The organism is Methylobacterium sp. WL120, assembly GCF_008039465.1.
In the GTDB taxonomy this organism is placed as follows: Bacteria; Pseudomonadota; Alphaproteobacteria; order Rhizobiales; family Beijerinckiaceae; genus Methylobacterium; species Methylobacterium cerastii.
Window position 1 is genome coordinate 1 of the sequence record NZ_VRUT01000096.1, and the last position, 19,056, is coordinate 19,056.

Here is a 19,056-nt window from a genome sequence, read left to right on the forward strand (position 1 = left end):
GGCCGCGGCGAGGGCGGCGGCGTCGCCGAGCACCGTCTCGATCGCGCGCGCACAGCCGTCCACGTCTGCAAAGTAGAGCTGGCCCTCGCCCGCGGTGCCGCGGTTGAAGGCGTTGTCGTGCGCGATCACCGCGTTGCCGGCCCACAAGGCTTCCACCAGAGAGGGGTTCGTGCCGCCGACCGTGTGACCGTGCAGGTAGGCGCGGGCGTGATGGCGCAGCGCCTGGACCGTCTCGGCCTCGTAGATCGCTCCCGGAAAAATCACGCCCTCCCCTGCCGCGGCCCGCAGCGCCCGATGGTAGGCGTTCTCGGGATCGAGGGTTCCCAGCACCACCAGCTTGGCAGGGCGCGGCGCCCGTGAGAACGCCTCGACGAAGGCCAGGATGTTGTTGTCGGGCTCGATCCGGGCGATCGAGACCAGGAACCGGTCCGGTTCGAGCCCGAGCGCCCGGATCGGCGCCTCGCTCGTGGCGCGGATCGGGTCGCCGCCATACGGGATCGTGGTGATCGCGTTTCGCGGGCGGCGGGTCGCGAGGTGGTCGGCGATGGCCGGGTGGTCCGCGATCAGGCGGTGCGAGCTCCAGGCCGCGATCCACTCGCTGATCCAGAAGAACGCCCGCACCGCCGCGGACCATTTCGGGCGGCGCCACTCGATCCCGTCCATGTTGGTCAGCACCTTCGCGCCGCGCAGGCGGAGATAAGGCAGGAACACAGCCCCGTTGTAGCCGAGCACAAGGCAGACGCCGCCTCGCGCGGCGGCGTCGTGCGCGCACAACGCGTCGAAAGCGAGCGTCGCCGCCGGGCCGGTGCTGGCGACCGCCACGGTGATCAGGTCGACCCCCCGCCAGACCGAGGTCGAGACACGCTGCCCGACCGTCTCGACCTCCCGCTGGCAGTAGACGCCGACGCGCCAGCCACGTGCGGCGAGATGCAGGGCGAGCCGTTCCGCGAACGTCTCGAAGCCGCCATGCGCCGCAGGGATGCCGCGCGTTCCAAGAATAAGGATCGCCGGCGCAAGTTCCCACATACGCAAACCCCTTCCGATTTCAATCAAGTTACGGTATGTCATCAGAATTACTAACGAATTCTCTTACGATTACAACCCATAGTTGTTGTAATAGAAGTGTGTTCAACTTATGCGTTTTGAATCAGTACTTCGAACCGGGTTGTCCATCGCGGACGGGAATGTTTCTCCGGCTAGCGGGTTCCTCTCGGCACGCGAGGGGGGCGGCGCCGTGCGGCGCATCACCTGCGTGCATCAGGGCTACGAGCTGTACGGGTCGGATCGCAGCTTCTGCGAGACGGTGCGGACGATCCGCGAAGCCTATCCGCAGGCCTGGATCGACGTGGTGCTGCCGAAGGCCGGCCCGATCGTCGCCTCGCTCGAAGGCGCCGCCTCGCGGATCGTGATCGAGCCGATCTGGGTGCTGCGCCGGCGCAACCTCCTGCGCCTCGCGACGCTCGGCATGGCGGCTCTTCCCTTCGCGGTCGCGCGGGCGCTCCGGCGCATCCGCGCGAGCGATCTCGTCTACGTGAACACCACGGTGGTGGCCGACTATCTGCTCGCCGCGCGGCTCTTGCCCGGCCGTACGGTGGTCCACGTCCATGAAATCCCGGAGGGCGCGACCCTGACGGTGCTGCGCAGCCTGATCCGCTGGAGCCGGGCGAACATCGTCTTCAACTCGCGCGCGACCCAGGCCGCCTTCGCGATGCCGAAGGATGCGACCGCGCGCGTGGTCTATAACGGGATCGCCGGCCCGGCCGTGCCCAACCCGGCCCGCTACGACGGCAGCCAGCCGCTTCGCGTGCTGATGCTCGGGCGGATCAGCCGGATCAAGGGCCAGGAGGTCCTCGTCGAAGCAATCCGTCAGCTGCCGGATGCGGTCCGGTCGCGCGTCGAGCTGAAGATCGTCGGCAGCGCCTTCGAGGACGACGCCCGCGAAGCCGCGCTCGCGGCGCAGGTCGCGGAGGCAGGCCTTTCGCGCCAGGTCACCTGCTCGCCCTTCGTCGCCGAGCCCGATTCGCTCTACCGCTGGGCGGACGTGGTGGCGGTGCCCTCGCAACTGCCCGAGTCGCTCGGCCGCGTCGCGATCGAGGCCCTGGCCTACGGCATCCCGCCGCTCGTCTCCGGGATCGGCGGGCTGACCGAGATCGTCGAGGACCGGGCGACCGGCTGGGTCGTGCCGCCGGGCAGCGCCGAGGCGCTGTCGCGCACCCTCGCCGAAATCGTCACCCGTCCCGACCTGTGGCGCGATTATCCCGCGGCTGCCCGCGCCCGCTACGAGCGCATCTTCGACGAGAAGCTCGCGGCCGAGGGCATCGCGGCGATGCTGCGCCTCACCCTTCAGCGCGAGCCCGCCCGCGTGCGCGACGCCCGCGCCCCCGCCGACGCCGCCTCGAAATCCGCCGGCTGACAGCCAGCGAAGTCGGTTGCGCAAGCTGCCGTCACCGGCGCCGGCGCAACGATCCGTTATCCAAACTTCGGTTTCCCGGCCGGCCCGTTTGATCGGTCAAGGAACTGGGAACGGAACGAGAGCTTGAGGATACGGTCGAGCTTACACTGTCCGGTAAGTCCTTCGTAGGTATTCTTCTGCGAATGTTTTGCCGTGTGTCGTTCCATCGAACGACCGCACGTTGTATTGCTGTCCCTCATCGCCGCAGACCGCAACCCGCGGTGGCGAACGTCATACGATCTAGCCGGGGCGCACGCGCGCGACGGTCTTCCGTACTTCGACCTGCAAGCGGCCGACCGGTCGCCGCGGGCATGAGAGATGGGATATGATCAGCACCTTCATCGAGGAAATCCTCGACCGCATCTCCGCCACGAACCTCCTAGCAGCCGGCCTTCTACTGGCGACCGCCCTCGGTTGCGCGGTGATCGCGTATTGGCGGACCGTGGAGGAGAAATCCTTCGCCGAGTTCTTCGAGTTCATGCTGCCGCACGAGGTGATCACGCACCCGTCCGCGCGCGCCGACCTGCTCTTCTACATTACCCGGAAGGCGATCATGCCCTTCCTGCTGATCCCGGCGGGCGTCACCTTCGTGGTCGCGGTCGGCTACGCCACCAACAAGGTCGTCGGCACGCTGTTCGGAATCGATGCGCCGCTGATGGGTGGATCGCCGGGGCCGATAACTGTCATCGTCTTCACCGTGACGATGCTGCTCGCCTACGACATCTCGTACTACCTCTACCACACGGCCCAGCACCGCTTCCCATTCTTGTGGGAGCTGCACAAGGTTCATCACTCCGCGGAGGTGATGGTCGGCATCACCAAGGATCGCGTCCACCCGCTCGACGAACTCATGAATCGCGCCTGGGACGGCGTCATCCCGGGAATCTGCTTCGGACTTTGGACGCTGATCGCCCTGAATCCGGTGGAGGTGACTGTGTTCGGCGTGAACGTCTACATCATGCGGAACATCCTGATGATGGACTTCGTCCGGCACACGCACTTCAAGATCTCGTTCGGGAAGCTGAACAACCTGATCCTGTGCCCGCACTGGCACCAGCTGCACCACAGCACCAATCCGCGGCACTACGACAAGAACTTCGGGCTGCTGTTCTCGTTCTGGGACCGGGTTTTCGGAACCTTGTGTGTGCCGGAGCCGAACGAGAGCTTCAAGTTCGGTCTCGTGGACCGCGACGTGCGCGACTACCAGTCGCTGAAGGGCCTCTACATTCTGCCGTTGAAGAAGATGTGGCTCGTGATCAAGCGGCGCCTGCGGCCGCGCCGGCCGGCCGCGATCTCATCCCATAAAGGGGTCCAGCCGTGAGCGCCGAACGTTTCGAGATCGTCCGCACCGCCGAGCGGCTCGCCGCCGTCGGCCCGGCCTGGGCCGCGTTGTGGCGCGAATCCGGCGCGCTGGTGTTCCAGAGCCATGCCTGGATCGCGGCATGGTGGGCGACGGTGCCCGACCGCGAGCGCCGCGCCCTGCAGGTCGTACTCGCCTGGCGCGGCGAGACCTTGGTCGCGGTCCTGCCGATGGCGACCTGTCGGCGTAAAGGTCTGCGCTTGCTCGAATGGGCTGCCAAGGACCACACCGATTACGGCGACGCCCTGCTCGTCGGCGACGATTCCGGCCTCGTCCGGCGGATGTGGGCGCACCTCTCGTCCGCCGGCGGGTTCGACCTCGTCTACCTCAACCGCCTGCTTCCCGGCGCGAAGGCGCGCGCGCTGCTCGAGCCGGCCGCCGCAGCAGGCGTGCGCCTGCGTCCGAACCATCGCAGCGACGTGAGCTTTCGCGTCGCCGGCGATTGGCCAACCGGCGAGGCCTGGATGGCCTCGCAATCGAAGAAGACCCGTCAGAATTACCGCCGCGGCCAGAAGTTCATCGGCGAATCCGGCACCCTGCTCTTCCGCCTGCTGCCCCCCGACGAGCCGATGGAGCCGGTGCTGCTTCGGCTGGCCGACCTGAAGCGCAAGTGGCTCGCCGGCAACCAGCTTGAATCGAACCTCTACGACGAGGGCTCGCTGGCACTTCCCGCGCTGGTCCGGGTGCTGGCCGAGACCGGCCTGCTGCGGGCCTTCGTGCTCGAATGCGACGGCGTCGTCGTCGCCGTGTCGATCAATTTCGTCCAGGCCGGGACGATGATGGCGTTCGTCACCACCTACGATCCGGCCTTCGAGCGCGGTTCGCCCGGCATGGTCCTGATGATGGACTACATCCAGTGGTCGATCGACCAGGGCCTGCACACCGTCGACTTCCTGTGCGGGGCCGAGGCGTTCAAGAGCCGCTTCGCCACCACCAGCGTCACCCTCGACGCCTTCATGGGACGCAGGACCCTGCCGGGCGCGGCGGCGATGATGCTCGATTCCTGGAACCTCGTGGTCCGCGACATGCGCCGCCGGACGGTCAAGCCGGCGCCGCCTCAGGTCGCCGCGGCCAGCGAAGCGGCCTGAACCCGCGCTTTCAACGCCCGCTTAAGCGCCGGCCGGCGGCGCGGCGGCCCCGACGACACGGTGCGCCGCCGTTCGGACACGTCCGTCCGGGTGGCGCGACCGGTCGCGGAAGGCTTTCGCCGACCACAGGGCCGTGACGCATTCCGAGACCGCGAGCCCGATCAGCGCGAAGGGCGGCGCCATGGTGAGCAGCAGCGGCACCATGATCAGGAAGCCGACGACGGCGCTGACCAGCGCGCCGGCGGCGATCACCCGGAAGGCGGCCGACGCTTCGAGGAACGCCCGGGGAATCGCGTAGAGCAGCGCCATCGTCACCACGCACCAGACCCCGAAGCCGATGCCCGCCATCGGCTCGTGGGAAAAGCGTCCCTTGAAGAGGTGGCTCTCGATCATCGGCAGTGCCGCCCACATCGCCGCGCCGTAGGCGAAGCAGGCGAGCCCGATCAGGGCCGTGCTGCGCAGGACGAGGCGCCGCGCCTCGCGCCGCCGACCCGCGGCGAGCAGCGCCGAGATCTCCGGCAGGACCATGTTGTTGAGGGCGTTGGTCGGGATGCGCAGTGGCGCGAACAGAACCAGGGTCGCGGCGATCGGCGCATAGGCCGCGGGTCCGGCGAGCACCGCGAACAGCAGCGTCAGCCCCTGCCCCTGTACGGTGGTGCCGGTGACGCCGAGGAGCGACCAGGCCAGCGGCCGCCAGATGCCGGCGTAGCGCCGCCGCACGCTGGCGCGGAACGAGACTCGGACGGGACGCCCGAGAGCCGCCAGCGCCACGGCGATCCCCATGGCTTGTGCCCCCGCGATGCCGAGGAAGGCGTGCTCGAGCAGGGCCTCGTCGCTGGAATGAAGGAACGCGATCAGGCCCAGCCCGCAGGCGGCGTAGACGATGTCGCTCGCGCCCGCGACCCAGGGCTTTTGACGCGCGAGCAGCACGATCCGCAGGTAGCTGCGAAACGCGTAGAGCCCGACGAAGGCGCCGCCGGCGAGCGCCGTGACGCCGACCACGGGTGCGAGCCCGATCGAGACCGCGCCCGCCATCAGCAGCGCCACGGCGGTCGCGCCGGAGCCGAACACCATATCGTGCCCGCGCTCGGCCGGGCGCCCGAGGCTGCGCGACAGGAACAAGGTCGCCGGTACCCCGACCAAAGCGCGGATATAGGTGACGCCGACCGCGCCGATCGTGAAGACGATCGCGAACAGCCCGTATCCGTGCGCCCCGAGCTCGCGCACCAGCACGATGTTCAGGACGAAATGGAAGAGGCTCTGGATCAGCTCGCCGGACAGGATCACGGCGAAGCGTCGGCCGAAGCGCCCGATGTCCGGCCGTTTCATTCGGGCCGGCTCCGAACGAAGCCGACCATTGCGTTCAACGAAGGAATAGGGAGTTCGACCACGATATGTGTCAAAATGTTTCCGCATCTACGCTCGATATCGGCATGATGAAGTAAGATTTGCTTTAGGATATCTCTTAGTTTGAATCGATCGCCAACCCATCGCAGGCGCCGGAATTGGCTACATCGACACCCGGACCGAACCCTGTTGCTTGTTGCGCAACGCACCATACGGGTGGATGGCGCAAAGGTTTCTCTCGGCCGACTACGCACGTAGCTTGCGGCGTCTGGCGCATGCCAGGCCGAAGGGCGGGCGTGCGACGATGTCGGGGACGCGCTTTGGTCTCGGCGGGGCTTGATCGGACGGCTGCGATGCCGCAAGCCCGGCCTCCATCGTTCGACCGGCCGCCCGTGACGCCTCGCGCAGCACCCGATTTTCCCGCCCGAACCGGTCCGGCGCCATCGGCCGCGCGGCACGGAGACGACGCGCGATGACGCGCCTCAGCGACGATTGCTTCGATCCCTCGGCGCCGGTGATGTCTGTCGCCGAGGCGGCGGCGACGATCTTGGCGCGCTTTCCGGTGGTGGCCGGCGTCGAGTCCGTCCCGTTGTCCCGCGCCGACGGCCGCATCGCCGCCGCGGATATACTCGCGGAGATCGACGTCCCGCCCTTCGACAACGCGGCGGTGGACGGCTACGCGGTGCGCTTCTCCGATTTGTCCGAAGCCGGGCCGACGCGGCTGCCGGTGCGTGGGCGCCTGCCTGCCGGCGCCGCGCCCGCGCCCCTCGATGCGTCCGCTGCCGACCGGATCTTCACCGGAGCGGCGATGCCCGCGGGCGCCGACACGGTGTTCATGCAGGAGGACGTCGCGGTCGTCGCCGACGGCGTCGCGCTGCCCGCCGGCATCGTGCGCGGCGCCAACCGCCGCCCGGCCGGCGAGGACATCGCCCGCGGTAGCGTGGCGATCCCGGCCGGGCGACGGCTGCGCCCGCAGGACCTGGCGCTTGCCGCCGCGATCGGCCGCGGCGACCTGCCCGTTCGCCGCGCGCTGCGCGTTGCGGTGTTCTCCACGGGCAACGAGTTGACGGAGCCCGGCGGCCTGCGCGCCGCCTCCGGCATCCACGACAGCAACCGCGTGATGCTGATCGCCCTGCTGCGGCGCCTCGGGGCCGACGCGACCGACCTCGGCATCCTGCGCGACGAGCCCGCTTCGCTTGCGGCGGCCTTGCGCGCGGCGGCCGAATCCCACGACCTGATCCTGACTTCCGGCGGCGTCTCGGTCGGAGAGGAGGACCACGTGAAGGGGGCGGTCGCCGCCGCGGGGTCGCTCGCGTTCTGGCGCCTCGCGATCAAGCCCGGGCGTCCGGTGGCGGTGGGAATGGTCGCCGGGACGCCCTTCGTCGGGCTTCCGGGAAACCCGGTGGCGGCCTACGTCACCCTCGCCTTCGTGGTCAGGCCGCTGCTCGACCGCCTCGGCGGGGCGGTGCACGAGCCGGCTTTGGGCGTGCCGGTCCGGTCCGCCTTCGCGCTCTCGCGAAAATCCGGCCGGCGCGAGTTCCTGCGCGTCCGCGTGACGCGCGCCGCCGACGGCGCCTTCGAGGCCGCCCTATTCCCGCGCGGGGGCTCGGGCACCATCACCTCGCTCACCGGCAGCGACGGCCTCGCCGACGTGCCCGAGCTCGTCACCCGCATCGAGCCCGGCGACACGCTCGCGTTCCACCCCTATTCGACCCTGTGGTGATCGCCGGATCGTCGGTGATGCGGCGCCGCGAGCGCTAGGCCGGCACCGCAAGGCGGGGTATCGTAGGACGTGTGCCGGCATCGTTGCTGCCGACGGAAGGCGAGAGCGTCATGAAGCCCCACGCCGCGGTGTGCGACGTTCCCCCACCGCCGGGCAAGCGCCCGTTCCTCCTCGTCGGGCTGGTCGCCGCCGGCCTGCTCGGCTGGGGCGGCTACGGTCACTGGAAGCAGGCGGCCGCCGCCACCGAAACGCAGCGCAAGGTGCGCGATGCAGTGCCGCGGGTGCGCATCGCCGCCGTCGAGCGCAGCGACAAGCCGGTCGACCTGACGCTGCCCGGCGACATCCAGGCCTTCGCCCGCGCCGCGATCTTCGCCCGCGCGACCGGCTACGTCGCCGAGCGCCGGGTCGACATCGGCTCGCGGGTCAAGGCCGGCGACATCCTGCTCCGGATCGCGGCCCCCGAACTCGACCAGCAGCTCGCCCAGGCCGAAGCGCAGTCTGGGCAGATGCGGGCGCAACTGCTTCAGGCCAAGGCGCAGGTCGACCAGGCCCGCGCCAACGTCAACCTCGCCAACCTCACCAACAACCGCACCTCGACGCTGGCGACCCAGGGCTGGGCCTCGCGCCAGAACGCCGACAACTCGCAAGCCGGCGTGCTCAGCCAGGGCGCGACGCTCGCTGCGGCCGAGGCCGGGGTGAAGGTCGCCGAAGCCAACATCAAGGCGCAGGACGCCACGGTCGACCGCCTGAAGGCGCTCACCGGATTCAAGGACGTGGTCGCGCCCTTCGACGGCGTGGTCACCACGCGCAGCGTCGACGTCGGCGACCTGGTGAAGGCCGACGGCAGCGGCACGCCGCTGCTCGGCATGGACCGCGACGACATCGTGCGCATCAGCGTGAACGTGCCCCAGAACGCCGCCATCGGCGTGAAGAAGGGCGTCGAGGCCTCGATCAAGGTGCCGCAAATCCCGGACCGGACGTTCTCGGGCCGGGTCGAGCGCAGCTCCGTCGCCCTGCTCAGCGCATCGCGGACGCTGACGACAGAAGTCGACGTGCCGAACCCCGACGGGGCCCTGCGCGCCGGCCTCTACGTCTACGTCACGCTGCAGATCCCGCGCCCGGAGCCGGCGGTGATCGTTCCGGCGGAGGCGCTGGTGTTCAACCAGCGCGGCACGCAGGTCGCGGTGGTCGGCGACGACGACCGGGCCGAGTGGCGCGCGATCCACGTGAAGCGCGACTTCGGCACGACGATCGAGATCGACCAGGGCTTGACCGGGCAGGAGCGGATCGTTCTCGGGCCGCCCGCCGACCTTCGCGACGGGCAGCGGGTGATCCGCGACGGCGGCCAGGGCGAGGCCAAGCCGGTCCAGGCGGCCGCCCGCTGAAGGCGGTCAGTTCACCCGGACGATGAGCTTCATCTTCGGGTGGATGCCGCAGAGCACGACGAAGGTGCCGTTTTTCTCGAACGTCACCGGCGTGCGGCTGCCGGGCACCTGGTCGCCGGAATCGAAGTTGAAGGCGTCCGACTCGATGTAGATGTGGTGCAGCAGGTCGCTGTCGTCGTTGACGATGGTGATCGTGTCGCCGCGCGTGATGACGAGGCTGTTCGGCTGGAACGCCCGCCCCTTCTGCGAGACGAGGTGCCCGCTCGCCTCCAGCCGGCCGACGAAGACGACGGCGAGAAGGCCGGCGACAAGGGCCGTCGCTGTGGCCGCGAACGGACTTCGGAAAACGCGGCCGACCATCGATCCCTCAAGCCGTGACATGGCATTTCCGAAGATGATGCTCGACGGTTAGGTCGTCGTCGTTAAGATTTGGCTGACGCTGGCGGCCGTCCTGCGCGGTATCCGAGGCGATGGTTACGACGGTGCTGTTCGGCCCGATCGCCGATCCAGCCGGGGATACGCGTGGCGGCGACTAATGCCGCCTTAACATTTCACGCTTATCTTGACGCGGTGCGGGCAGGAAGAAGCTACGTTTCCATGCGATGGAATCGAACCGGATCGAAGGTCGGCGGACGCTCGGGGGCCGGCGCGCTGCGGCGTATCGCCGATGCCGGGACGACGATCCGCGGCCGGATCCTCGTCGCCTTCCTGACGATGAGCCTGATCACCGGTACCCTCGGGATCTATGCCATCCAGGGGCTTCAGGAGGCGGGTGAGCTCGTCAACCGCACCTACGACGAATCCCTGATGTCGATCAATTACGCGCGGGCCGCGGCGGCGGACTTCGCCAACATGCGCTCGGCCTTCGCCCGTCGCATGGTGACCCGCGACCCGGCCGTCGCCGCCAAGCTGGATGCCGCGATCAACGAACTCGCCTCCACGCTCACCGAGGATCTTGGGATCGCCGTCGAGCGCTCGCAATCGGACCGCGTGGTCCGCTCGGCCAAGGCCGTGCAGGAGGGCGTCGAGCTTTGGGAGACGATGCGCCACGGCCTAGACGGGTCTAAGGCCAAGATCGCCGCCTGGGACGCCCTCGATCGCCAAGCTGGAATCGTCGATGGGCAGATTGAGCTCCTGGTCAACTACACTGCCGGCGACGGCTTCGTCTTCCGCCAGACCGCCCGGAAGGTGGTCGCGCAGGAGGTGCGCTTCAACCTGATCGCGATGGCGGTCGCGCTGATCCTGTCGGGCTTCGTCGCCTACCTGCTGAACCGCCGGATCACCGGGCCCCTCGCGGCGGCCTCTTCGGTGGCCGCGCGGATCGCGGCCGGACGCCTCGACGACGCCGTGCCGACCGGCGGCCGCGACGAGCTCGGCGCGCTGCTGCGGGCCATGGCGACCATGCGCGACAACATCCAGGCGATGATGGAGCGCGAGGTCAGCCAGCGCCGTTCGGCCGAGACCCTGCTCGCCGACGCGCTGCAGAGCTCGCGCGAGGGCGTCGTCGTCGTCGACGCCCACGGGCGGATCGCGCTCGCCAACGCCCAGGCGCTTCAGTTCTTCATCGGTCTGCGCTCGGCGGTCGAGATCGGTTCGTCGGTGACCGCGCTCGCCAACGGCCACGCCGACGCCCCCGCTGCGCTGGTCGATTGCGCCCGCACCCTTTCGCGGGACGGCGAGGTCCAGCTCGCCGACGGGCGCTGGCTGCGCGTCAGCCGCAGCGCCACCCAGGAGGGCGGGTTCGTCGCCGTGTGCAGCGACATCAGCGTGCTCAAGGAGCAGGAGGCCGGGCTCACCCAGACCAACCTGCGCCTGGACGCGGCGCTCGACAACATGAGCCAGGGCCTGTGCCTGTACGACGCCGACCACCGGCTGATGGTGGTGAACCGGCGCTACGGCGAGATCTACAACCTGCCGCCGGGCTCTGTCGTCCCCGGCATGTCGGTCGTGTCCGTTCTCGAACGCAGCCTCGGGGCCGGCCACCATCCCGGCTCCGGCCGCGTCGACCTGGTGCGCGAGGCCGAGGCGATCTTCGCGGCCGGTCCCGACCGCACCTATTTCCAGGAACTCGCCAACGGCCGCGTCGTCGCCATCGAGCAGCGCACGACGGCCGACGGCGGCTTCGTCGCGACCTTCGACGACGTGACCGACCGGCGCAAGGCGGAGGCGCGAATCGCCTTCCTCGCCCACCACGACGCGCTCACCGGGCTGCCGAACCGCATCCTGTTCAGCGAGCAGGTCGACGCCGCGATCGCGCAGGCCGGGCGCAGCAGTGGTTTCGCCGTGTTCTGCCTCGACCTCGACGACTTCCGGCCGGTGAACGACACCCTCGGCCACGTGGTCGGCGACGAGCTGCTGAAGGCCGCCGCCAACCGGATCGAGGCCTGCATCCGCGAGATCGACACCTGCGCTCGCCTCGGCAGCGACGAGTTCGCGATCCTGCAGCGCGGAATCGACACCGCCGAGGACGCCGCCGTCCTCGCCCGCCGCCTCGTGGAAGTGCTCGGCGCGCCCTACGTCCTGTCGAGCCACACGGTCACGCTGGGCGTCACCCTCGGGATCACCCTGGCCCCCCATAACGGCACGAGCTGCGAGAAGCTCCTGAAGAACGCCGACGTGGCCCTCGCCCGCTCCAAGGTCGACGCCCGCGGGTCGTTCCGGTTCTTCGAGCCGGAGATGGATGCGCGGCTGCAGGCACAGCGCCTGTTCGAGGTCGACCTGCGCGAGGCCGTCGCCAACGAGGCCTTCGAGGTCCACTACCAGCCGATCTACTGCCTCAACGCCGAGCGGATCTGTGGCTTCGAGGCGTTGCTGCGCTGGAATCATCCGGTGCGCGGACGGGTGTCGCCGGTGGAGTTCATCCCGGTGGCCGAGGAACTCGGCCTGATCGTCCCGCTCGGTGAATGGGTGCTGCGCCGCGCCTGCGAAGAGGCGACCCGCTGGCCCGACGGCCTCAAGGTCGCGGTCAACGTCTCGGCGGTGCAGTTCACCTCGGCGAGCCTGGTGACGGCGGTGCGCGACGCCCTGCAGGCCACCAACCTCGCCGGCCACCGCCTGGAACTGGAGATCACCGAGTCCGTGCTCGTGGCGAACCCCGGCGCGACGACGGCGATCCTGCACAATCTCAAGATGCTCGGCGCGCGCGTCTCGATGGACGATTTCGGCACCGGCTATTCGAGCCTGAGCTACCTGCGCAGCTTCCCCTTCGACAAGATCAAGATCGACCAGTCCTTCGTGCGGGACCTCTGCGCGGAGGACGGCACCGAGTTCATCGTCCGAGCGGTGATCGGTCTCGGGGCGAGCCTGCGGATGACCACCACCGCCGAGGGCGTCGAGACCGAGGCGCAGCTGGCCAAGCTCCGGGCCGAGGGTTGCGACGAGGTCCAGGGCTACCTGTTCAGCCGGCCGGTCCCGGCCGCCGAACTGCCGGACCTCATCGCCCATTGGAACGGCGCGAAGCGCGCGATCGCTTGAGCGGCCGCGGCGGCGTACCTCGCCGACGCGACCCTTCGCTGGCCTATTCGGCCGCGTCGAGGCGCGGACGCTCCACCGCGGTGCGACCGCGCCCGACCAGCTCGGCCGTGCGGAACGCGACTTCCAAGGCCTGCTCCGCGTTGAGTCGCGGGTCGCAGTAGGTGTGGTAGCGGTCTTGAAGGTCGTCCGCCGTCAGCGCGCGGGCGCCGCCCGTGCATTCGGTGACGTCCTTGCCGGTCATCTCCAGGTGGATGCCGCCCGGGATCGTGCCCTCGGCCGAGTGCACGCCGAAGAACCCCTCGATCTCCTGCATCACCCGCTCGAACGGACGCGTCTTGTAGCGGCCGGCCGAGATCGTGTTGCCGTGCATCGGATCGCACACCCACACGACGCTGCGGCCTTCGCGCTCAATCGCCCGCACCAGCCGCGGCAGGTGCTCGCCGACCTTGTCCGCGCCGAACCGGCAGATCAGGCTGAGGCGCCCGGCCTCGTTGCCTGGGTTCAGCGCGTCGGCGAGCCGGATCAGGCCGTCGGCGTCCATCGACGGTCCGCACTTGAGGCCGATCGGGTTGCGGATGCCGCGGGCGTACTCGACGTGGGCGTGGTCCGGCTGGCGGGTGCGGTCGCCGATCCACAGCATGTGGCCCGAGGTGGCGTACCAGTCGCCGGTCGTCGAATCGACGCGGGTCATCGCCTCCTCGTAGCCGAGCAGCAGCGCCTCGTGGCTGGTGTAGAAGTCGGTGGTCCGCACCTCCTGGTGCGTCTCCGGGTTGATCCCGATGGCGCGCATGAAGTCGAGCGCCTCCGTCATCCGTTCGGCGACGTCGGCGTAGCGGGAGGATTGCGGGCTGTCCTTGACGAAGCCCAGCATCCACCGATGCGAGTTCTCGAGGTTGGCGTAGCCGCCGGTGGCGAAGGCGCGCAGCAGGTTGAGCGTCGCCGCCGACTGGCGGTACGCTTCGAGCTGACGGCGCGGATCGGGGATGCGGGCCTCGTCCGTGAAGGTCAGCCCGTTGACGATGTCGCCGCGGTAGCTCGGCAGGCTGACGCCGTCGAGGGTCTCGGTCGGCGAGGAGCGCGGCTTGGCGAACTGCCCGGCAATGCGCCCGACCTTCACCACGGGCGACGCGCCGGCGAAGGTGAGTACCAAAGCCATCTGCAGGAATACGCGGAAGAAATCGCGGATGTTGTCGGCCGAATGCTCGTCGAAGCTCTCGGCGCAATCGCCGCCCTGGAGCAGGAAGGCGTCGCCGGTCGAGACTCGCGCGAGCGCGGTCTTCAGCTTGCGCGCCTCGCCCGCGAAGACGAGGGGCGGGAAGCTCGCGAGCTGAGCCTCGACCGCTTCGAGGGCGGCCGGATCCGGATAGGCCGGCACCTGCTGGATCGGCAGGTCACGCCATGACTTCGGTGTCCAACGCTCGCCCATCACACACTCCCACGCACCTCGCGGCGCCTCTCCCGTGCGCGCCGAATCTGGGCGCGAAGCGCGGCTTATAGAGCGGTTTGTCCGGCTGGGCGAGATGAGGCGGGCGCGGGGCTGGGCGGATCGCAGGTCGCGGCGAGCGCCGGGGCGGATGGGTCAGCCTTCGCCGTCCTCGACCTCGATGCCATGCTCGGCCAGGATCCAGAAGATCGCCTCCAGGTCCTCCGCCGAGACGTCGCGGGCGGGGAGCGCTTCCTCCAGGTCCTCGTAGGTCAGGCACCGGCTCTTGCGTGCCGTGGCCATGACGAGGAGCGCGTCGATCGCGCCCTGGATGTCCGGCGCCAGCATCTCCCGGCTCGGGCCCGTCGTCGAGAAGGCCGGCCGGAGGGCGTCAGCCAGCAGGCCGTCGATGACGCGCTGCCGCCGCACCTGCGCGTCGTCGCCGGCCGGCTCCCGCTTGTCCGGGCCCCGCTTGCCAGGCTCGTCCTTGCCGGGCTCGTCCTTGCCGGTGTCTCGTTTGCCGCTGTCTCGCTTGCCCATCGTGCGGATATGGCCCGGGAATGCGCGGCGTCGAGGGCCGATCGCGCGCGGATCGTCAGCCGACGGCGACGGGGTGCTTCGTCACCTGCGGAACCCGCATCGTCACGAGCTCTTCCGACGCCGTCGGATGCACCGCGATGGTACGGTCGAAATCCGCCTTGGTCGCGCCCATGGTCACCGCGATGCCGACCGCCTGGATGAGCTCGCCGGCATCGTGGCCGAAGACGTGCACGCCCACGACCTTGTCGCTGGCGCAATCGACCAGCACCTTCATCAGGACCTTCTCGTCGCGTCCCGAGAGCGTCGCCTTCATCGGGCGGAAGCTCGCCTTGAACACATCGATCCGGCCGTAGATTTCGCGTGCGGTGTCCTCGTTGTGGCCGACGACGCCGATCTCCGGCGTCGAGAACACCGCGGTCGGGATCAGGCGATGGTCGACGCAGGCCGGCCTGTCGCCGAACACGGTGTCGGCGAAGGCGTGGCCCTCGCGGATGGCGATCGGCGTGAGGTTGGCGCGGTTGGTGACGTCGCCGACCGCGTAGATCGAGGGCACCGCCGTCCGCGAGTAGGCGTCGACCGGGATCGCGCCGGCGGCGTCGGTCTCGATCCCGACCCGGTCGAGGCCGAGCCCGGCGACGTTGGGGCGACGCCCGGTCGCCATCAGCACTTGGTCGACGACGAACGTCTCGCCGTCGTCGAGGGTCGTGGCGATGCCGCCGTCGACCCGTTCGAGCTTGGCGAGGTTGCGCCCGAGCTTGAGCGAGAGCCGCTTCGCGTAGGCGTCGCCCAGCGCGTCGCGGATCTCGTCGTCGAAGCCGCGCAGCAGCCGGTCGCCGCGGTGGAGCAGCGTGGTCCGGCTGCCCAGGGCCGCGAACACGCCCGCGAACTCGACCGCGATGTAGCCGCCGCCGATCACCAGGATGCGGTCGGGCAGCGTCTCCAGCTCGAACACCTCGTTCGAGGTGATCGCCAGCTCCGCGCCGGGCACCGCCGGCTCCTTGACCGGGTGGGCGCCGACCGCGACCAGGATGACCTTGGCGGTGACGCGCCTGTCGCTGCCGACGAGGCGGACCGCGTGCGCGTCCTCGATCACCGCGCGCTCCGGCACCACGGTGACGCCGGCCCGGATCAGGTTGGCGTCGTAGATGCCTTCGAGCCGCGTCACCTCGGCGTCGCGCCGGCGCTTCATCACGCTCCAGTCGAAGCGCGGCGCCTCCACCGTCCAGCCGAAGCCGGCCGCGTCCTCGAATTCGTCGGCGAAGCGCCCGGCGTAGACCATGAGCTTCTTCGGCACGCAGCCGCGGATCACGCAGGTGCCGCCGACGCGGTACTCCTCCGCGAGCGTCACGCGGGCGCCGTAGCCGGCCGCGATCCGGGCGGCGCGGACCCCACCGGAGCCGCCGCCGATCACGAACAGGTCGACGTCGTAGGTCTCGCTCATGACGGGGTCCGATCCGGCCCGGCCTCGGGCCGGGAAAGGGTGTGAGGCGCGGTGCGGCTCCTGGCATCGCGCAGCCAGGTGATGGCAGCGCCGAGGCCGGCCGTCCACCACGCCGCCCAGGTGTTGTGCTCGACGAAGGCGATGGCCGCCGCCGCCGCGACCAGGGCGAGCGCCGTCGCGCGCTCCCTCGCCGGCCAGGCGACGAGGGGTGCGAGCATCAGCATCAGGACCGCCGCCGCGAGCACGGCCCCGGCGGTCCCGAGCTCGGCCCAGACCTGCAGGAACGCGTTGTGCGGGTGGCCGACGGCGAGCAGCGTCCGCATCTCCGGATCGAGCCGCGCGGCCACCGGCGCCTCGGCGAAGCGTGCCGACGTGCCGAAGCCGGCCCCGACCCACGGGTCCGCCGCGACGGCTGCGCCGAAGCTCCGCGCGATGGCGACGCGGGCGCGCGACGAGGAATGGACCAGCCGCTCGTGCGCCGCCTCCGGCATGAACCGGTCGAGCAGGTCGCCCTCGACCGGCGCCAACGCCACGGCGAGCCCGAGGCCGAGCCCGGCGAGGCCGACCGCGAGGCGGGCCGGCAGCAGGCGCGCGAGGACGAACATCGCAAGTCCCGCGGCAAGCCCCATGGCAGCCGCCCCGCTGACCGAGCGCAGGATGCCGAGCGCTGCGAAGGCCAAAGCCGCGAGCGCGAAGACGCGCCGGCCCTGGCGCCACAGTACCAGGGCGAGCGGGCCGGCGACGACGGCAAGCGTGAGCGCGGGACGGTTGTAGACGAATTCCGCCACTCGCTGATTGAAGGCGCGCTGCAGCGGCAGACCCGCAGCGAGGCCGACGGCGATGGTCAGCCCGGCGAGCACCACCATCGAGGCCGAGAGCGGCGCGGCGAAGCCCGGCATGCGCCCCGGGGCGAGGCGCACCAGCAGGTAGGCGGCGACGAGGGTCGGCACGAACTCGCCGGCCATTCGCAGGGAAAGCGCCGGAAACGGCGTCCAGGCGAGCGTCGCGGCGCACCAGGCCAGGAACACCAGGGCCGCGAGGCCCGGCGGCGTCGTGAGCGGCGGCAACAGCAGGCGCCGCACCGCGCCGGCATCCTCAAGGCAGCGCCCGGCCAGGAACAGCAACGCCGCGATGGCGACGACGAGGGGGCTCGAGCGGTTGGCCAGCGCCATCGCCAAGGGCATCGCCGCGAGCGCGACGGCGCCGGCCGCGTAGAGGCGTCGGGACGGCTGCACGGCGCGTTCTGCGACCTGCCTTGAGACCTACTGGAGCTGGTGCCCGCGCTTGCCCATCTCGGCGCGCACGCGGACCATGACGTATTCCGAGACTTCCTGGGTCCAGGTCTGCATCGCCTGGACCATCTCGTCGAGGATCTGCGGCTGCGTCTCGACGTAGCGCTTGCCGGCGGGCGAGCGGAAGAACGTCGCGATGTCCTGTAGCTCGGGTTCGGTCAGCTTGGTCGCGTAGATGCGGGCGGCGGTGTCGATGATGCGCTGCTTCTGCAGCTCCATCTCCGGGTTGAGCGACCGCAGCACCTCGTCGAGGTCCTTGGCCAGCTCGGGCCGCGTCACCGACTGCTGCTTGATCTGGTCGGCGAACGCCGGAATGATCGAATCGAACGAGCGGGCGATGCCCGAGCTCAGCATCACCTCGCGGGCGAGCGCGAGGTGGTTCGCGCTGATCGTCGGCGCGCCGCGGTTGGCCGGCGCGGCGGGCGCCGGTGCCGCCGGTGCCGGCTTCGGCGGCGCGGCCTTCGGCGCCTGGGCGAGGGCCGGGCCCGCGACGAGGGCGGCCACCAGGGCGGGAAGGAGGCGGCGGGAGAGGACGGACATTCCGGACGTTCCTGAGCGAGGGGGATGGGACGGCGACACCGATGCCGTCCCCGGGGCGCCGCTCGGCGGCGCGAAAGCGTTTATGCGAGGCTGCCGATCACGCTGACCTCGGCGCGGCCGTCGCGCTCCTCGGCGAGGATGGCCGCGGTGGCGATCCCGAGGAACAGGCCGTGCTCGACCACCCCGGGAACCGCCCAGAGCAGGGCCGACAACCGCTCCGCGTCGGCGATGCGGCCGAGGCGGGCGTCGAGGATGAGGTGGCCGCCATCCGTCGTCAGCGGCGCGACGCCGGACGTCACGCGCAGCGCGACGTCGCCGGTGCAGCCCGCGCGCGCGATCGCCGCCTCGACGCCGATCCGGGTCGCGGCGAGGCCGAAGGCGTTGACCTCGATCGGCAGCGGGAAGGCGCCGAGCGTCGCCACGCGCTTGGCCGCGTCGGCGATCACCACCATGCGGCGGCTGGCGCAGGCGACGATCTTCTCGCGAAGCAGGGCCGCGCCGCCGCCCTTGATCAGGCGGAGGTCGGCGTCGACCTCGTCGGCTCCGTCGATGGTGAGGTCGAGCTCGGGCAGCTCCTCCAGGGTCGCGAGGCGAATGCCCTCGCGCGTCGCCGCCGCATGGGTCGCCTCGGAGGTCGGCACGCCGACGACGTCGAGGCCGTCGCGGACGCGGGTCCCGAGGAGCGCGACGAAGGCCGCCGCCGTCGAGCCGGTGCCGAGCCCGAGCCGCATGCCCGGCTCGACCAGGTCGAGGGCGCGGGCGGCCGCCGCGCGGCGCAGGTCCGGGCCGCTCACGACGACGTCCCGCCGTCGGGTCTCGTGGAAGGGTGCATGCGCAGGGTGCCGGTTCGTCCCGTTCAGGTGCGGCACGCCCTAGCATGGCCGCCGCCGCGCCGGGAAGCCGCTGCGCCTGCCGAAACCGGCATTCGGATGACGGATCCGCCCGCTTGCGCCCCGCCAGCGCCGCGTCAGGGCCGCCCGCCCTGCGGCGG

The 19,056-nt window shown here is 70.3% G+C and carries 15 protein-coding genes; 6 read left to right on the plus strand and 9 right to left on the minus strand.

Going from position 1 to position 19,056, the window contains the following annotated elements:
• On the minus strand, window positions 1-1,026 hold a 1,026-nt coding region (locus FV229_RS17405), incomplete at its 3' end, for a DUF1972 domain-containing protein (RefSeq protein WP_147753168.1).
• Window positions 1,027-1,234: 208 nt separating this feature from the next.
• Here FV229_RS17405 and FV229_RS17410 point away from each other — a divergent pair.
• From FV229_RS17410 to FV229_RS17420, 3 genes are all read left to right on the plus strand, one after another.
• Window positions 1,235-2,413: a glycosyltransferase gene (locus FV229_RS17410; RefSeq protein WP_246688232.1), complete on the plus strand. Its 1,179-nt coding sequence runs from the start codon at window positions 1,235-1,237 to the stop codon at window positions 2,411-2,413.
• A 364-nt stretch (window positions 2,414-2,777) separates the two neighbouring features.
• A complete protein-coding gene (locus tag FV229_RS17415) occupies window positions 2,778-3,773 on the plus strand; it encodes a sterol desaturase family protein (RefSeq protein WP_147753170.1) in 996 nt (331 codons plus the stop codon).
• Entirely contained in the window at window positions 3,770-4,900 is a 1,131-nt protein-coding gene (locus FV229_RS17420) for a GNAT family N-acetyltransferase (RefSeq protein WP_147753171.1), read from the plus strand. The genes FV229_RS17415 and FV229_RS17420 overlap by 4 nt, the downstream gene beginning before the upstream one ends.
• Before the next feature lie 21 nt (window positions 4,901-4,921).
• On the opposite strand, the gene FV229_RS17425 is transcribed toward FV229_RS17420, so the two are convergent.
• Complete coding sequence (locus tag FV229_RS17425; RefSeq protein WP_246688233.1) at window positions 4,922-6,229, minus strand: hypothetical protein; 1,308 nt, start codon at window positions 6,227-6,229, stop codon at window positions 4,922-4,924.
• A 490-nt stretch (window positions 6,230-6,719) separates the two neighbouring features.
• On the opposite strand from FV229_RS17425, the gene glp reads away from it, so the two are divergent.
• Both glp and FV229_RS17435 read left to right on the plus strand, forming a co-directional pair.
• Window positions 6,720-7,970 (plus strand): gephyrin-like molybdotransferase Glp, encoded by a 1,251-nt coding sequence (gene glp / locus FV229_RS17430; RefSeq protein WP_147753172.1) that lies wholly within the window; start codon window positions 6,720-6,722, stop codon window positions 7,968-7,970.
• A gap of 110 nt (window positions 7,971-8,080) precedes the next feature.
• Entirely contained in the window at window positions 8,081-9,355 is a 1,275-nt protein-coding gene (locus FV229_RS17435; protein ID WP_147753173.1) for an efflux RND transporter periplasmic adaptor subunit, read from the plus strand.
• Between the two features lie 6 nt (window positions 9,356-9,361).
• On the opposite strand, the gene FV229_RS17440 is transcribed toward FV229_RS17435, so the two are convergent.
• Window positions 9,362-9,715, minus strand: a complete 354-nt coding sequence (locus tag FV229_RS17440) for a plastocyanin (protein WP_147753174.1) — start codon at window positions 9,713-9,715, stop codon at window positions 9,362-9,364.
• A gap of 237 nt (window positions 9,716-9,952) precedes the next feature.
• Between FV229_RS17440 and FV229_RS17445 the strand changes: the two genes are divergently transcribed.
• Window positions 9,953-12,829: an EAL domain-containing protein gene (locus tag FV229_RS17445; RefSeq protein ID WP_147753175.1), complete on the plus strand. Its 2,877-nt coding sequence runs from the start codon at window positions 9,953-9,955 to the stop codon at window positions 12,827-12,829.
• A 43-nt stretch (window positions 12,830-12,872) separates the two neighbouring features.
• Here FV229_RS17445 and FV229_RS17450 read toward each other — a convergent pair whose 3' ends face one another.
• From FV229_RS17450 to rpiA, 6 genes are all read right to left on the minus strand, one after another.
• On the minus strand, window positions 12,873-14,255 hold the full coding sequence (locus tag FV229_RS17450) for a 3-deoxy-7-phosphoheptulonate synthase class II (RefSeq protein ID WP_147753176.1): 1,383 nt from the start codon (window positions 14,253-14,255) through the stop codon (window positions 12,873-12,875).
• Window positions 14,256-14,408: 153 nt separating this feature from the next.
• The gene (locus FV229_RS17455) at window positions 14,409-14,792 is read right to left on the minus strand and encodes an RNA polymerase sigma factor region1.1 domain-containing protein (RefSeq protein ID WP_147753177.1); all 384 of its coding nucleotides are present in this window, start codon (window positions 14,790-14,792) and stop codon (window positions 14,409-14,411) included.
• 55 nt (window positions 14,793-14,847) lie between these two features.
• Window positions 14,848-16,233, minus strand: coding sequence for a glutathione-disulfide reductase (gene gor / locus FV229_RS17460; protein WP_147753178.1), 1,386 nt, complete (start codon window positions 16,231-16,233; stop codon window positions 14,848-14,850).
• Window positions 16,230-17,417 carry an O-antigen ligase family protein gene (locus FV229_RS17465; RefSeq protein WP_187275184.1) on the minus strand — a complete coding sequence of 396 codons (1,188 nt, stop codon included), beginning with the start codon at window positions 17,415-17,417 and terminating at the stop codon, window positions 16,230-16,232. Before FV229_RS17465 ends, gor begins: the two co-directional genes overlap by 4 nt.
• Window positions 17,418-17,495: 78 nt before the next feature.
• Window positions 17,496-18,065 (minus strand): DUF2059 domain-containing protein, encoded by a 570-nt coding sequence (locus tag FV229_RS17470; protein ID WP_147753179.1) that lies wholly within the window; start codon window positions 18,063-18,065, stop codon window positions 17,496-17,498.
• An 80-nt stretch (window positions 18,066-18,145) separates the two neighbouring features.
• The gene (gene rpiA / locus FV229_RS17475; RefSeq protein ID WP_147753180.1) at window positions 18,146-18,859 is read right to left on the minus strand and encodes a ribose-5-phosphate isomerase RpiA; all 714 of its coding nucleotides are present in this window, start codon (window positions 18,857-18,859) and stop codon (window positions 18,146-18,148) included.
• Window positions 18,860-19,056: the final 197 nt, after the last annotated feature.

Bases quoted from the DNA above. Each gene is read 5' to 3' on its own strand.
- FV229_RS17415 (WP_147753170.1), top strand. From the start codon at position 2,778: ATGATCAGCACCTTCATCGAGGAAATCCTCGACCGCATCTCCGCCACG.
- FV229_RS17425 (WP_246688233.1), bottom strand. From the start codon at position 6,229: ATGAAACGGCCGGACATCGGGCGCTTCGGCCGACGCTTCGCCGTGATC.
- glp (WP_147753172.1), top strand. From the start codon at position 6,720: ATGACGCGCCTCAGCGACGATTGCTTCGATCCCTCGGCGCCGGTGATG.
- FV229_RS17435 (WP_147753173.1), top strand. From the start codon at position 8,081: ATGAAGCCCCACGCCGCGGTGTGCGACGTTCCCCCACCGCCGGGCAAG.
- FV229_RS17440 (WP_147753174.1), bottom strand. From the start codon at position 9,715: ATGGTCGGCCGCGTTTTCCGAAGTCCGTTCGCGGCCACAGCGACGGCC.
- FV229_RS17445 (WP_147753175.1), top strand. From the start codon at position 9,953: ATGCGATGGAATCGAACCGGATCGAAGGTCGGCGGACGCTCGGGGGCC.
- FV229_RS17450 (WP_147753176.1), bottom strand. From the start codon at position 14,255: ATGGGCGAGCGTTGGACACCGAAGTCATGGCGTGACCTGCCGATCCAG.
- FV229_RS17455 (WP_147753177.1), bottom strand. From the start codon at position 14,792: ATGGGCAAGCGAGACAGCGGCAAACGAGACACCGGCAAGGACGAGCCC.
- gor (WP_147753178.1), bottom strand. From the start codon at position 16,233: ATGAGCGAGACCTACGACGTCGACCTGTTCGTGATCGGCGGCGGCTCC.
- FV229_RS17465 (WP_187275184.1), bottom strand. From the start codon at position 17,417: ATGCCCTTGGCGATGGCGCTGGCCAACCGCTCGAGCCCCCTCGTCGTC.
- FV229_RS17470 (WP_147753179.1), bottom strand. From the start codon at position 18,065: ATGTCCGTCCTCTCCCGCCGCCTCCTTCCCGCCCTGGTGGCCGCCCTC.